The following is a 13,025-nucleotide window of genomic DNA, read 5'->3' as shown; positions in this document are numbered from 1 at the left end:
CGAGCCCGGCGCCGCGTAGGCTCCCGCAATGGCGCCGTCGGGACCGTTCGGCGGCTGGGACCCGTTCCGGCCGCTGGAGAGCATGGCCTCGCTGTGGACGCAGGCCGCCGCACCGCTCATGATCGGCCCGGTCACGGTGGTGCGCACCGTGTTCGAGACGGTGCAGCGCCACCTCGTCGGGCGCGCGTTCACCGTGCGCTCCACCGGCGGGTCGGACATCGCGCTGACGCTGGCCGCGCTGAACGCGACGCTCGACCCGATGAGCCTGTCGGTCGGGCAGCTCGGCGAGGTCCGGCTGGCGGCCACGGACATCACCGTGGCCGATCACCCGCTCGACGCGGCCGTGGTGACGCTGCACAACCTGCACGTCCAGCCCGCCGAGATCCCGCTGCTCGTCGCGGCGCCGGTCGAGGTGGAGATCACCGTCGCGGCCGGCGTCGTGCTCGCGCTGGTGGCGGACCAGGTGCCCCGGCTGCTGCTCGGTATCGGTACCGGCCGGGACGGCGTCGCCACAGTGCGCTGGCGGCGCCACCCCCGGCTCGGGCACGTGGAGATCGATGTCCACCCAGACGGCTCGCACCTGTGGTTGCGGCCGCGGGCGCTCGTCCTGCGCGGGCGGCGCCGGGTGCTGGGCAGCCACACCCCCGCCATCCCGGTCGCGCTGCCCGCGCTCCCCCGCGGCCTGCGCCTGACCGCCGTCACGCCCACCGCCGGCGCCGTCGTGCTGCGCGGCACGCTCGACGCCTGGCAGGAACCGGTACCGGTGGGACGGCTCGAGGAGCTGCTCAAACAGCTCCGCTCCGCGAGCACGTTCTTCGATCTGTCGGCGCGTCGCTCCTGAAGCTCAGGAGGCCCCCGCTCAGGTGTTCCGGGCGGCGCGCACCTGCGGCGGATCCACGAAGAAGTCGAGCTCGGGATCGTCGGTGCCGCCGTAGGGCGACAGGTCGGTGACACCCGCCGCGGCCAGCACGTCCACGTCGAGCAGCGTCTGCCCGGTGGGCTTCGCCGGATCGCGCAGCAGCGCCACCGCGGCGTCACCCATGATCTCCGGTGCGCGTGACCGCGCGGCCGCCTCGGCGCCGCCCAGGAGGTTGACCACCGCGGCGGTGGCGATCGTCGTCTCGGGCCACAGGCAGTTGGCCCGGATCCCGTCGTCGGCGAACTCGGCGGCGAACCCGAGCGTGAGCAGCGACATCCCGTACTTCGAGAGCATGTAGGACGGGAACCGCCCCAGCCACTTCGGGTCGAGGCTCACCGGCGGCGACATCGTCAGGATCTGCGCATCCGACGACGCCTTGAGGTGCGGCACGCACGCCCGCGTGAGCAGGTAGGTGCCGCGGGAGTTGATCTGCTGCATCAGGTCGTACCGCTTGGGCGTCAGGTCGAGGGTGCCGGAGACGCTGATCGCACTGGCGTTGTTGACCACGATGTCGATGCCGCCGAAGTGCTCGACGGCCGTGGCCGCGGCGCGGTCGACGTCCTCCTCGACGCGGACGTCGCCCACCACCGCCACCGCCCGGCCGCCCGCGGCCTCGATCTCGGCGACGGCCGTGTGCACGGTGCCGGGCAGGCGCGGGTCGGGCTGGTCGGTCTTCGCCAGCAGCACGGCGTTCGCGCCCTCGCGGGCGGCGGCCAGCAGGATCGCCAGCCCGATGCCGCGGCTACCACCGGACATCACGAGGGTGCGGCCCGCCAGCGCGCCGGTCATCGGAGGACGTCCTCAGCGGTCGCAGGGGCGGGGCGGATGGCATCGTTGCACATGGAGGTTTCCCTTCGCCGGTTGCGACAACATTAGCAGTCAACATTGACTGTTATGGGTGCCACGGCGGTTCACCGGGGTTGTCGGCGGGTGACGAGACTCTGACCGGAAGCAACGACATCGCCCTCGCGGCCGGGCTGTCCTACGACTACTTCAACGTGCGGTGGTCGGTCGCCCGCGGTGGCCGCATCATCGATCTGGGCCAGCACGAGGTCCACGGCACCGCGCTCGCGAAGATCGACGTGGGTCAGGGCGACCGCAACCACCGGTTCACCGTGGCCATCGAGGCCATCGAGGCCATCGAGGCCATCGCCTCGCACTTCCCGAGCTCCTCGACCTGCACGCCGTGGTCGACGAGCGGCGTCACCGCACCAGCTTGCCGAGCAGTGGGGCTGCGGCGGCGACCCCGATCACGAACACCCCGACCAGCACGCCGAAGTCCGTCCACAGGTTCGCCTGCGCCCCGACGAGCAGCCCGCGCAGGGCGTTGACCAGGTAGGTCAGCGGGTTGATCTGGCTGAGCACCTGCAGCCAGCCCGGCATGATGTCGATCGGGTAGAGCGCGTTGGACGCGAAGAACAGCGGCATCGTCATCAGCTGGCCGATGCCCATCAGCCGATCGCGGGTCTGCGCGACGCCCGCGATCGCCATCGACAGGCACGCGAAGAATCCCGCGCTGAGCAGCAGCGCCGCGGCCGCACCGAGGATCTGCAGCGGGTTCACCATGATCGTCACCCCGAGCAGCAGCGCCACCGGGATCAGCACGACCACCGGCGCGAGCCCGCGCACCCCGGCCGCGAACGCCTTGGCCAGCACGATCGCCGTGCGTGGCGTCGGGGTGACCATGACCTTCGTGAGGATGCCCGCGTCGCGGTCCCAGATGATCTGGATGCCGTAGAAGATCGAGACGAACAGCGCGGACTGCGCCAGGATGCCCGGCGTCAGGTACGCGAGGTAGGGCAGGTTGCCGGTCGGGATGGCCCGGATCCGGCTGAAGATCTGCCCGAAGACCAGCAACCACAACACCGGCTGCACCATGCGCGTGATCAGCTCGGTGTGATCGCTGCGGATCTTCTGCAGTTCGACGAGCGACAGCGTCCACGTGCGGGAGGCGAGCACGCGAACCGACTCGCCTGCCGCGCTAGCCCAGCTTGCGGGCGGTGGTGCGAGTGCGACGGACATCTCGCAGACCCTTCTGTTCGGCTTCGGCGAGACCGGCACCCGCGTACGTGCGGAAGACGTCCTCGAGGGTGGCGTCGGGCCCGATGGCCGCCCGCAGCTCGGCGGGCGAGCCGACCGTCTGCAACCGGCCGTGGTGCATGAGCGCGACGGTGTCGCACAGCTCGTCGGCCTCGTCCATGTAGTGGGTGGTGAGCAGCACCGTCATGCCGTACTGCGCCTGCATGTCGCGCACGCGCTCCCACACCCCGGCCCGCGCGATCGGGTCGAGCCCGACCGTCGGCTCGTCGAGCACGAGCAGCGAGGGGTGGTTGACCAGCGCCTGGGCGAGTTCCAGGCGGCGGATCATGCCGCCGGAGTAGGTGCTGGCGCGGCGATCGGCCACGTCGAGCAGGTCCATGGCGTCCAGCGCCTCGTCGACGCGGTCGGCGCGCTCCCGTTTCGGCACGTCGAAGAGGCGGGCGAACCACGTGACGTTCTGCCGGCCCGTGAGCGCACCTTCGATCGAGAGCTGCTGCGGCACGTAGCCCAGGTGGCGCCGGACCTGGGCGGCGTGGCGCCGGACGTCGAGGCCGAACACCTCGACCCGGCCCTCCTGCACCGGCAGGAGCGTGTTGAACACGCGGATCGTGGTGGTCTTGCCCGCACCGTTGGGCCCCAGCAGGCCGAAGACCTCCCCGGTGGCGATCTGCAGGTCGAGGTGGTCGACCGCCAGCGTCTCCCGGAAGCGGTGCACCAGTCCGGTGCAGGACACCGCGGTGGCGAGTGCGGTTGCGGGAACGGTCATCGCTGCTCCTCCTGCTCGAGTGCGCGCAACGCGCCGGCCAACGCCTCGAGCGCGTCGATGCCGGCGACGAGGTCGTCGATCTGCTGTGGGGCCAGTCCCTGCAACGCCTTCTGCAGCAGCACCTGGCGCCTGCCACGCACCACTGCGGCCTGGGCGGCAGCATCCGGGCTCAGGCTCAGCCGCCCGACCCGTCGATCCTGCTGATCCGGCTCCCGGATCAGCAGGCCGCTCGCCACCAGTTGCGTGACCATCGTCGAGACGCTGTTGGGCGCGAGCCCGAGCTCGTGGGCGACATCGGCCACCGGACTGCCCGGACGGCGGGCGACCGCCAGCATCACCTCCCGCTGGGAGGTGGAGACGGCGTCGCCGAAACCCGGCCCCGCCTGGCGGCGCAGCAGCCTGCGGAGGGTGCCGATAGCCGGCATCAGGCGCTCCGACACGGTGCCCGGGGTGGTGGACATGATCCGATCATAAGGCTCTGAGTCAGAGGTATCTAGGGGTCGGGCTCGACCTGGAGCGCGCACCAGGCGGCAGCCTCGGTCCGGTCGATCCACGGCCGAGAGGAGCTTCCATGTACTTCCCGGTGGATGTCGCTGCGCTGATCCGGGCCGAGACGGGTATCGAGGTGGTGCCTGCGCAGGCGAGGCCGAGGCCCCGGCGAGGGCGGTGCGGCCGGTTGTGGCGGGCCGCTCGGGGCGCGAGTTCGGGACGGACGGGCCGTCGGCGGCGCGTGGATGTCGGTACGGGCGATTCCGCCGTTCCAGCACGGTGATTTCGCCGTTCCGACACGGTGATTTCGCGATTTCGACACGGCGCGAGCTGGGATGGAACGCACCGCGAGTTGCGACGGATGGACCCGCGAGTTGCGACGGATGGACCTGCGAGTTGGGCTCATGCGCCCAGGGCGGGCGATTTCGCCATTTCCACACGGTGATTTCTCGTTTCCGAAATGGCGATGATGCTCGATAGTGAGGTGATCTCAACAAGATCAGTAGGGCCGAGGGATGCGACACGCCCGTAACGGGCAATCCGGGCGGTTGTGGTCGAGGACGTGGGGTCCCCCAAGGACTCCCACCCGATGAAGCCGCGGCCGCGTGCGCACGCCTTGACCGGCTCGCCGAGACCGTGCACCGCAAGGGGTGCCCGGGAACGCTCGGTCAGATCAGCGCCGATCTGTATCTGGGCATGCTCGACGGCCGGTTCCAAGGCCTGACCGAGGCCCAGATCATCGACGCCCTGACCGGCGACACCGAACTGGTCCGCGAGGGTGTCGAGGTCCACATCGGGCTGCCGACCCTGATGGGCCGCGATCAGCGGCCCGGCGAGATCGCCGGTGTCGGGCCCGTCTCCGCCGAGGTCGCCCGGGCTGCGGTGGCGCGGCAGCATCGGGGTGGGACGTGGGAGGTCACCATCGTCGACGACACCGGGCACCTCCTGCACGGTGGATACCTGCGCAGCCGACCCAAGACCCGCGGCGGCAAAGCACGCGGCGGGGTCGTGCAGATCCACCTCACCCTGGCCGAACTCGAAGACCTGATCTCCGATCCCGGCGGCCCGGGCTGCACCCGGTCGGCCCGCCGCTCGGATCTGGATCACACCCTCGACCACGACAAGGGCGGCGACACCGTCGAGGAGAACGCCGGACCCGCTTGTCACCGCCACCACCCCGACAAAGACCGCGGCTGGACACTCTCGCAGCCCGCACCGGGACGGTTCGGGTGGACCAGCCCGCTGGGCAGGACCTACACCACCCGCGGCGAACCCCTCCGCCACGACCTCCCCGAACCACAATCCGGCGCGCCGCAGCAGCGCCCACCACCGGCCCAGCCAGCGCTCAGCGCGGTCGGACCACGAGCGCCGCCGACGGGCGCCAGCCCGACACGTCGACGCCGGTGCGGCGCGGCCCTCGATCGTCGCCATGACGGCGCCGGAGGGGACCTGGAGGAAGGAGCGGCCGTTGTCGGGGAGGTCGATGTGGCGTTCGGCGGCCGGCCTGCGCGATGACCAGCGACGACGCGTCCGCCTCCACCTGCAGTGCGGCTCGGACGGTGCCGTTGCTGTTGACCTGCAGCGGGATGGGAGCCACGGGCTCGTCCTTTCGCCGGTTGCCCGGGGTGGTGGGGCCGGGTCCGGCCGGTCCCCCGACGGAGCCCGCGAGCAGGCCGCGCCAGCGATTGTAGACGGCGGCGGAGTCGTCCGCGTAGCACTCGGCCGCGGGTCCCGAGCCGTTGTAGGCGCGGAAGCCGTTGCGCAGGCCGTTGGCGCGGATCATCCCGGCGAGGGCGCGGAAACCGATCGTGATGCTGGCGATCGGGTCCCAGCAGCCGCCGATCGCGTCGGCCTGGTTCTGGTACGTCGTCGCCGTCAGCTGGCACGGGCCGACGCCCTGGTTGCCGATCTGGGCCCGGATGGCCTTGTAGTTCAGGTACGCCGACTGCGTGACCTCGGAACCCTTGACGTAGACGCCGCCGGTCGAGACGCCGGCGCTGCCCCAGACGTTGCGCCCGCCCCCGGTCTCCTTCTGCAGCATGGTGGCCGCCGCGGCGAGCTCGAGGCCCTCCTGCGCGGCCAGCCAGACCACGTCCGCGGCGCGCAGGATGCCGTTGGCGGCGAGGACGTCTGCTGAGCTTGCCATTTGCCCCTCCTCCACGCCGCCACACCCGCAGCCGTTAGCGGCAGCGCCGGACTGCAGCGCCGACGGGGCAGCGCCGACGGGGCAGCGCCGGGTGCCGCTGGGCCGTGCGGGTGCCGCCGGAAGCGATTCGGCTGAGCCGCGGGTGGGTTGCCGGACGGGTAGGTGAACCTTCCTTCTGGGAGCCGGAACCTGGCCGCCGGCGGGAGTCTCCCGATCACCACGGCGGTCGAGGATTCCCCCATGGCCGCGTTGATCCCGTTCACCAGCAACTACCGCGACGACAGCACGCACGAGGGTTACCAGTTCGAGTTCTGCTGCATGCACTGCGGCAACGGCTACCGTTCCGCGTTCCGCCACTCGGCCACCGGCTTCGGCGGCAGGCTCGCCGTGCTCGGGGGCAGCCTGCTGGGCGGGGAGATCGGCAACCGGATCCAGGACGCCGGTTGGTGGGCGCAGAACGGCCGCAGCAGCATGCGCGGCACCACCAACGACGCCCGGCTCGTCGAGGCCGCCCAGGACGTGGCCGAGGAGTTCCACCAGTGCCGGCGTTGCACGCAGTGGGTGTGCCGGCAGGTCTGCTGGGACACCGCGCTGGACTGCTGCAACACCTGTGCGCCCGAGGTTCGGGAGTCCGGGCGGCAGGGCGCCGCTGCCGGGCAGGCGCAGTGCACGGCCTGCGGAGCCACCGGCAGCGGCCGGTTCTGCGGCGACTGCGGCACCCCGATGGTGCGGCCCGCGTTCTGCCGCTGCTGCGGCGGGGACGTGGCCGGGGTCCGGTTCTGCCCGCAGTGCGGCACGTCCACCGGCTGAGGTCAGCCCTTGACGGCGATCCGCTCCCGCAGGAACTGCACCGTGCGCTCCCGGGCGGCGAGTGCGGGGTGCCCTGGCCGCTCGCGCACCTCCGCCGTCAGCACCGAGTGCGCACCCTTCGCGAACCCACCGGCGTTGCCGGGTGCCGAGTCCAGCTCGATCACCTCGAAGGCGTCGCCGAGCCGGGCGCGCAGGGTGGCGAAGCGCTCCTTGTCGACCGCGCCGTCCTCGGTGAACCGCAACCCGAGCACGCACAGGTCCGCCGTCGTGGTGCGCTCGACCACCCGGTCCAGCTCCGCGGCGGAGACCCCCGCGTCACGGCGCCGGGCCGCGCCCAGCGGTAGCGGGACGGACGGCTGGCTCAGCACCGGTGCCAGCACCACGTCGTCGACGGCCAGCGCCAGCGCGAAGCCGCCGGTGAAGCACATCCCGATGACCCCGACCCCCGGGCCCGGGGTCCGCGCTGCCAGGTCCTGCGCCACGGCACGCAGGTAGTCGGTGATCGGGCGGTGCGCGTTGGTGGCGAACGCCCGGAACTCCGACGCGACGCACAGCCTGGTGATCACGCGCAGCACGTAGCCGGTGGTCATCGGCTTGCCCGGCGTGCCGAACGGCGACGGCACGACCACCGTGAAGCCCGCGTCGACCAGGTGCTCGGCGAGCCCGAGAACCTGCGGGGTGATCCCGGGGATCTCCGGGATCAGCACCACCCCGGGGCCCTCGCCCTTCTCGAAGCAGTCGTAGGTCATGCCGGCCCCGGTGAAGGGGGCCCGGCGCCAGCCCGCGAGGTCCCCGGTCGGTGCTGCGTCGGTGGTTGCTGCCTCGGGCATGAGCTCGTCCGATCTCGATCGACGGCGGGCGGTCCGCCGCATCAGATCATGCGGATCATCCGGTGTTCTTCAGCCCCGCCGCGATGCCGTTGATCGTCTGCAGCAGCGCCCGCTCGACGTCCGGGTCGTCGTCACCGGTGCGGCGCCGGGCCAGCAGCTCCACCTGCAGGTGATGCAGCGGCTCCAGGTAGCCGTTGCGCACCTCGAGGGTGTTGCGCAGCACCGGGTGCTGGGCCAGGAGCGTCGACGATCCGGTCAGCGCGAGCACCTCGCGCAGCGTGGTCGCGTGCTCGGCGCGGATCGTCGCGAAGATCGGTTGCAGGTCCGGCTCGACGAGCGCGTCGACGTAGCGGCCGGCGATGCGCAGGTCGGTCTTGGCGAGCGTCATCTCGACGTTGCCGAGCAGGTTGGCGAAGAACGCCCACTCCCGCATCCCGTCGAGGTCCGCACCGAAGCCGGCCTCCCGGGCGGCCCGCAGACCACTGCCGAGCCCGAACCAGCCCGGCACCACCATGCGGGTCTGGGTCCAGCCGAACACCCACGGGATCGCGCGCAGGTCATCGAGTGTCGGCGCGCCCGCCTGGGGCCGCTTCGACGGCCGCGACCCGACGTTGAGCCTGCCCAGCTCGTCGACGGGGGTGGCGGCCTGGAAGAACGCGGGCAGGCCCGGCGTCTCCACCAGCTCCCGGTACGCCGCCCGCGCCGCCGTGCTGACGCACGTCATCACCTCGTCCCAGCGGGCGAGCGCGGCGTCGGGCCAGCGGGAGGACTGGTGCAGCAGCGTCGCGTCGATCATCGACGCGAGCAGGATCTCGAGGTTGTCGTGGGCGAGCGCGGGCATCGTGTACTTGTCGGAGATGACCTCGCCCTGCTCGGTGAGCTTGAGCGCGGCGTCCACCGACCCGAACGGCGAGGACGCCACGGCCTCACCGGCGGGCCCGCCGCCGCGCCCGACCGAGCCGCCCCGGCCGTGGAACAGCCGCAGCCGGACGCCGTGCGCGGCCGCTACGTCGCGCAGCTGCCGCTGGGCGCGGTGGATCTCCCACTGCGACGTGGTGATGCCGGCGCCCTTGTTGGAGTCGGAGTAGCCGAGCATGACCTCCTGCAGGTCGTCCCGGTTGCGCACGTGCCGGCGGTAGCCGGGATCCGCGAGCAGCCCGTCGAGCAGCTCACCTGCGCGCGAGAGCTCCTCGACGGTCTCGAACAGCGGCACCAGGTCGATCGAGGACCGCGGGTCCGTGCGCAGCTCGACCATGTACGACTCGCGGGCCAGCACGGCGACGGCGAGCATGTCGTCGACGTCCTGGCACATGGAGACGATGTAGGTGCGCACCGACTCCTCGCCGAACTCGTGCTGCAGCTCGTGGACCATGTCGAACGTCGCCAGCACGCCGGAGGCGGCCTCGGGCAGCCCGTAGTGGCGGCGCACCAGCGGGCGGGCGCTGCCCAGCTCGGCCGAGAGCAGCGCGCGGCGCTCCGGGCGGGTCAGCTCGGCGTAGGGCCGGTCCAGCTCGCCGAGGGCGTCGTAGATCGCGCCCAGTGCGGCGTGGTGGCGCTCGCTGTGCTCGCGGACGTCCAGCTCCGCCAGGTGCAGCCCGATCGCCTCCGCGGCGCGCCGGGCCGTGGCCAGCGTAGAGTCGGCGATGCGGGCGCCGCGGTGGGCCCGTAGCGAGCGGTCGAGCACCGCGAGATCTTCGAGGTAGGCCGCGGCGCCGAAGTAGTCGCGTCCCGCGACGTGCGCGGCGCGCGCCCCGATCCGGGTGCGGGTGTTCTCCAGCCGGGCGAGCACGTAGGACAGCGCGAGCCGGTAGGGCTCGTGGATGTTGAGCCGGTTGAACCGGTCGAACACCGCGGGCAGCGCGCGGCGGTCACGCGCCAGCGCCCCCCGCAGCTCCTCGGACACCCCGACGATCTTCGTGGAGATCCCCAGCTCCTGCACGAGCTGCTCGACGAACCGGATGTGGATGCGCAGCGCCCGGTCGGCCTGCATGTCGAGGACGTCCCGGGTGACCTGCGGCGTCACGTTCGGGTTGCCGTCGCGGTCACCGCCCACCCAGCTCCCGAGCACCACCGGACGGGCCGAGCGGGGCACCTCGAACCCGGCGGCGCGCGCCTCGCTCTCGTACTCCCTGAGCAACGCCGGCACGCTGTGTGCGGCCAGCTGCTCCAGGAACCACGCGATGCCGCGGGCCTCGTCGGCGACGCTGGGCCGGCCCGGCCGGATCTCGTCGGTCTGCCACAGCGTGTCGACGAGCGCGGCGAGCGTCTCGTCCGGCGCGCCGGAATCCAGCGCGACGGCCACGCGACGCAGGATCGTCAGCACGGTCTGGCGTGACGATTCCGTCGGGTGGGCCGTGAACACGGGCCGCAGCTGGGCGCGGGCCAGCACCTCGGCGACGGCGGCCGGGTCGGCCTCCGCGGCCAGCCGCTGCATCACCACCCGCAGCGGGCGCCTGCCTGCCGGGCGCAGCTCGCGCAGCTCCCGGGAGCGGTGCAGCTGTTCAGCGACGTTGGCCAGCTGGAAGTACTGCGAGAACGCCCTGGTCAGCGCGAGCGCGGTGCCGGCGTCGACGCCCGCGAGCAGCGTCGTCAGCTCCGCCTCGGCGCCGTCGGGAGCCGAGCGGGCGAGCTTGCGCACCCGCTCCACCAGTTCCAGGAGCTCGGCGCCGCCGTGATCGGCCAGCGTGTGACCGAGCATCGTCGAGAGCCTGCGGATGTCGGCGCGCAGCGCGTCGTGCTCGGACGCCGAGACCACGCCTGCGGAGGACAGATCGGACACGGGCATCCCGTCGACGGTCAGTGGGCCGCTCTCGACGGTGGGATGCGGCAGAGCGCGCTCATCCTCCCACGTCCGCGCCACCGGCCAGGCGCTGCACGACGACGTCGCCTGCCACCACCGCCGCCTCGTGGATCGCGTGCAGGTCCGCGGCCGCGCCGGGGCACCGTCCTCGGCCCGCATCGTCGCGAGCAGGCAGGCCGCGAGCAGCGCGCCCTCGCCTGCCCCGGCCTGCGCGTACCACCGGTCGGCGGCCTCCACGAGTGCTCGGGCGGTGGCGCGGTCGCCGTGGACGCGCAGGTGCTCGGCGAGCGCCATCCGTGCCACCGCGAGCAGTCGCAGGTCCCCCGCCAGCTCGGCGGCGGCGATCGCGGCGCGCAGCGTCTCCGCGGCCGCGGGATCACCCGCTTCGTGCCGGGCCCGGCCCAGGTGCACCGTGTGCAGGGCGGCGGCACCACCGAACCCGAGCCGCTGCGCCGAGTCCGCCGCGTGGCCGTGGTGCGCCGCGGCGTCCGCGAAGCGAACTTCGGCCTGCGCGACCCGGCCCAGCGCCGCCTCCGCGTGCAACAGCCCCCACGCGTCGCCCAGCGGCGTGATGACGCGGATCGCCTCCTCGCAGGCGGCCCGCCCCGCCACGGTGTCGCCCAGTGCCACAGCGGCACTCGGGACGCTCCGCGACATGGATTCGACCTGTTCGGAACAGCTCATCCGGCGATTCGTCGCCGGTGACGCCACGGCGATCGCGGCGCTCGTGCAGCGCAGCGCTCGTGCAGCGCAGCGCAGCGCGACCAGCTCCGATCCCGCCGTGCTCGTGGCGACGGCCCTCGCCATCCCGCCCCGCTGGCGGCCGCTGCTGGCCCACGCCGCCGAGGCGGCCACCGGCACGCGGGAGCGCCAGCTCGTGGTGATCGCGGCCGCGCACCTGGCAGGCGACGGCGACCGCGCTCACCTGCTCGCCCTGGACCACGGTTCATGAGGGTGGCCGTCCCGGTGGGCATCGCCGCCGCACGGTGCAGGTCGTGGGCCTGTTGCGCCGGCCGCTGCTGGTGCCGCGCTGGGCCGCCGCGTCGACGGGCGGCGACGCCGCGGCAGCGGCCGGCGCCCGCGACGCGTTCGGCACGGCCAACCGGATCCTCGGCAACCTCCTCGCCGGCGTGCTCTCGCCGCTGGAGCTCCCGCTCACCGACGCCGCCAACTTCATCGGCTACATCCTGTGGAGCGCATGGCTCGTGATCTTCGCGGTCGAGCTGGTGGTGCGGCGGCGTCGTGCGCTCCCCGCGGCGCACGACGCCGCACAGGGCGGGGCCCACAGCCTCGCGCCCTAGCGGGATGGCAAGCAAACCGTCGCCGGGTCGGCAGCGCGATCTCCCGGCCGCGTGACAGCGCTGCCCGCCTGCGCGCGTCACCCTGGAGCCCGACAGCAACAGCCGGCACGGAAAGGGGTTACGGAGATGGGTCGCTTGTGTACTCCGGCCCCGTGGGTCGATCCCGTCAGCACCGTCATCGGGGTGAACGGTGATGCCTATCCCTGCTCCACCGTCGACGCGCTGGACCGGCATCTCGCCGCGCTGGCGGACCGGATCCGGCGGGCAGGTCCGCGGTTCCCCGCGCTCGTCCGCGCGTTCCGCGCCGACATCGACCTGCTGCTCGAGCGGCGCGGCTGGCTCCGGATCGCCGAACTGCCCGACGCGGCCTGACCACTCGCCTTCCTGCGCCCCGGACGTCCGGGGCGCAGGAAGGTGCCGGAGCCTTGCTCAGCCGGCCGTCGCGTGCTGCTCGATCACGGCACCGAGGCGCGGCAGCGCCTCGGCGACGTTCTTGCGACCTGTCGGGCGCAGCTTCTCGTAGACCTTGCGCAGGCTCTCCATCGACGTCCGCTGGGCCCGGCCGTCAGAGACGCTCAGCAGCGCCTCGGAAGCCTCGTCGGAGCGGCTGACGAGGTAGGGGCCGAACCCGGCGCCCCCGGCGGCCCGGTAGTCGCCGTACATCGGGTCGAGCGCGACGACGAAGTCGTCGAGCATGCGGTTGAGCGCACCGGGGACGAGGCCGGGACGCATCTTCTTGGCCGCGGCGTAGGCGGTCTTGATGACCGCGCCGGATACCCCGTGCTTGTCGGAGACCTCCTGGTCGACCACCGTCGTCAGGTCGTCGATCAGGGCAGTGCGCCGGTCATCGCGGAGCAGGGTGTCGGAGAGTGTTGCTGTCACGAGTGCGGGACACTATTTCATGATCGAGATACCGGGAATGGC

The 13,025-nt window shown here is 72.5% G+C and carries 14 protein-coding genes; 5 read left to right on the top strand and 9 right to left on the bottom strand.

All coding sequences use genetic code 11. The features are described 5' to 3' along the window. The first annotated feature begins 28 nt into the window (after nucleotides 1-28). A complete protein-coding gene (locus ACFPFQ_RS09240; RefSeq protein WP_379616837.1) occupies nucleotides 29-841 on the top strand; it encodes a hypothetical protein in 813 nt (270 codons plus the stop codon). An 18-nt stretch (nucleotides 842-859) separates the two neighbouring features. On the opposite strand, the gene ACFPFQ_RS09235 is transcribed toward ACFPFQ_RS09240, so the two are convergent. The 6 genes from ACFPFQ_RS09235 to ACFPFQ_RS09210 all read right to left on the bottom strand — a co-directional run bounded on the left by ACFPFQ_RS09235 (nucleotide 860) and on the right by ACFPFQ_RS09210 (nucleotide 6,360). After that, a complete protein-coding gene (locus ACFPFQ_RS09235; protein ID WP_379616835.1) occupies nucleotides 860-1,708 on the bottom strand; it encodes an SDR family oxidoreductase in 849 nt (282 codons plus the stop codon). Nucleotides 1,709-2,122: 414 nt separating this feature from the next. Continuing rightward, nucleotides 2,123-2,941 carry an ABC transporter permease gene (locus tag ACFPFQ_RS09230; protein WP_379616833.1) on the bottom strand — a complete coding sequence of 273 codons (819 nt, stop codon included), beginning with the start codon at nucleotides 2,939-2,941 and terminating at the stop codon, nucleotides 2,123-2,125. Further along, nucleotides 2,901-3,725, bottom strand: coding sequence for an ATP-binding cassette domain-containing protein (locus ACFPFQ_RS09225; RefSeq protein WP_379616831.1), 825 nt, complete (start codon nucleotides 3,723-3,725; stop codon nucleotides 2,901-2,903). The genes ACFPFQ_RS09230 and ACFPFQ_RS09225 overlap by 41 nt, the downstream gene beginning before the upstream one ends. Beyond that, a complete protein-coding gene (locus tag ACFPFQ_RS09220) occupies nucleotides 3,722-4,186 on the bottom strand; it encodes a MarR family winged helix-turn-helix transcriptional regulator (RefSeq protein ID WP_379616829.1) in 465 nt (154 codons plus the stop codon). Before ACFPFQ_RS09220 ends, ACFPFQ_RS09225 begins: the two co-directional genes overlap by 4 nt. A 430-nt stretch (nucleotides 4,187-4,616) precedes the next feature. Then, the gene (locus tag ACFPFQ_RS09215; protein WP_379616827.1) at nucleotides 4,617-5,381 is read right to left on the bottom strand and encodes a hypothetical protein; all 765 of its coding nucleotides are present in this window, start codon (nucleotides 5,379-5,381) and stop codon (nucleotides 4,617-4,619) included. A gap of 178 nt (nucleotides 5,382-5,559) precedes the next feature. Continuing rightward, complete coding sequence (locus tag ACFPFQ_RS09210) at nucleotides 5,560-6,360, bottom strand: hypothetical protein (RefSeq protein ID WP_379616825.1); 801 nt, start codon at nucleotides 6,358-6,360, stop codon at nucleotides 5,560-5,562. A 240-nt stretch (nucleotides 6,361-6,600) separates the two neighbouring features. Here ACFPFQ_RS09210 and ACFPFQ_RS09205 point away from each other — a divergent pair, with 240 nt between their 5' ends. Next, the gene (locus ACFPFQ_RS09205) at nucleotides 6,601-7,170 is read left to right on the top strand and encodes a hypothetical protein (RefSeq protein WP_379616823.1); all 570 of its coding nucleotides are present in this window, start codon (nucleotides 6,601-6,603) and stop codon (nucleotides 7,168-7,170) included. 2 nt (nucleotides 7,171-7,172) lie between these two features. Here the strand turns inward: ACFPFQ_RS09205 and ACFPFQ_RS09200 are convergent, their stop codons facing one another. Together ACFPFQ_RS09200 and ppc are read right to left on the bottom strand one after the other, a co-directional pair. Then, complete coding sequence (locus ACFPFQ_RS09200) at nucleotides 7,173-8,000, bottom strand: dienelactone hydrolase family protein (RefSeq protein ID WP_379616821.1); 828 nt, start codon at nucleotides 7,998-8,000, stop codon at nucleotides 7,173-7,175. A 55-nt stretch (nucleotides 8,001-8,055) separates the two neighbouring features. After that, nucleotides 8,056-11,457, bottom strand: coding sequence for a phosphoenolpyruvate carboxylase (gene ppc / locus ACFPFQ_RS09195; RefSeq protein ID WP_379616819.1), 3,402 nt, complete (start codon nucleotides 11,455-11,457; stop codon nucleotides 8,056-8,058). Between ppc and ACFPFQ_RS09190 the strand changes: the two genes are divergently transcribed. The 3 genes from ACFPFQ_RS09190 (at nucleotide 11,456) to ACFPFQ_RS09180 (ending at nucleotide 12,473) form a co-directional block, all read left to right on the top strand. Further along, nucleotides 11,456-11,752, top strand: a complete 297-nt coding sequence (locus tag ACFPFQ_RS09190; protein WP_379616817.1) for a hypothetical protein — start codon at nucleotides 11,456-11,458, stop codon at nucleotides 11,750-11,752. The two genes, ppc and ACFPFQ_RS09190, sit on opposite strands and share 2 nt — an antisense overlap. Nucleotides 11,753-11,795: 43 nt before the next feature. Further along, nucleotides 11,796-12,101, top strand: coding sequence for a hypothetical protein (locus tag ACFPFQ_RS09185; RefSeq protein WP_379616815.1), 306 nt, complete (start codon nucleotides 11,796-11,798; stop codon nucleotides 12,099-12,101). Between the two features lie 183 nt (nucleotides 12,102-12,284). After that, nucleotides 12,285-12,473: a hypothetical protein gene (locus ACFPFQ_RS09180; protein WP_379616813.1), complete on the top strand. Its 189-nt coding sequence runs from the start codon at nucleotides 12,285-12,287 to the stop codon at nucleotides 12,471-12,473. 57 nt (nucleotides 12,474-12,530) lie between these two features. Here the strand turns inward: ACFPFQ_RS09180 and ACFPFQ_RS09175 are convergent, their stop codons facing one another. Continuing rightward, the gene (locus tag ACFPFQ_RS09175; protein WP_379616811.1) at nucleotides 12,531-12,983 is read right to left on the bottom strand and encodes a DUF6918 family protein; all 453 of its coding nucleotides are present in this window, start codon (nucleotides 12,981-12,983) and stop codon (nucleotides 12,531-12,533) included. Between the last annotated feature and the right edge of the window lie 42 nt (nucleotides 12,984-13,025).

It is taken from the genome of Pseudonocardia sp. GCM10023141, from assembly GCF_042653605.1.
This window is presented reverse-complemented; position numbering and strand designations above follow the sequence as displayed.

What these genes read in the sequence shown, in the direction of transcription:
- ACFPFQ_RS09240 (WP_379616837.1), top strand. Translation starts at nt 29, where the DNA reads ATGGCGCCGTCGGGACCGTTCGGCGGCTGGGACCCGTTCCGGCCGCTG.
- ACFPFQ_RS09235 (WP_379616835.1), bottom strand. Translation starts at nt 1,708, where the DNA reads ATGACCGGCGCGCTGGCGGGCCGCACCCTCGTGATGTCCGGTGGTAGC.
- ACFPFQ_RS09230 (WP_379616833.1), bottom strand. Translation starts at nt 2,941, where the DNA reads ATGTCCGTCGCACTCGCACCACCGCCCGCAAGCTGGGCTAGCGCGGCA.
- ACFPFQ_RS09225 (WP_379616831.1), bottom strand. Translation starts at nt 3,725, where the DNA reads ATGACCGTTCCCGCAACCGCACTCGCCACCGCGGTGTCCTGCACCGGA.
- ACFPFQ_RS09220 (WP_379616829.1), bottom strand. Translation starts at nt 4,186, where the DNA reads ATGTCCACCACCCCGGGCACCGTGTCGGAGCGCCTGATGCCGGCTATC.
- ACFPFQ_RS09210 (WP_379616825.1), bottom strand. Translation starts at nt 6,360, where the DNA reads ATGGCAAGCTCAGCAGACGTCCTCGCCGCCAACGGCATCCTGCGCGCC.
- ACFPFQ_RS09205 (WP_379616823.1), top strand. Translation starts at nt 6,601, where the DNA reads ATGGCCGCGTTGATCCCGTTCACCAGCAACTACCGCGACGACAGCACG.
- ACFPFQ_RS09200 (WP_379616821.1), bottom strand. Translation starts at nt 8,000, where the DNA reads ATGCCCGAGGCAGCAACCACCGACGCAGCACCGACCGGGGACCTCGCG.
- ACFPFQ_RS09190 (WP_379616817.1), top strand. Translation starts at nt 11,456, where the DNA reads ATGGATTCGACCTGTTCGGAACAGCTCATCCGGCGATTCGTCGCCGGT.
- ppc (WP_379616819.1), bottom strand. Translation starts at nt 11,457, where the DNA reads ATGTCGCGGAGCGTCCCGAGTGCCGCTGTGGCACTGGGCGACACCGTG.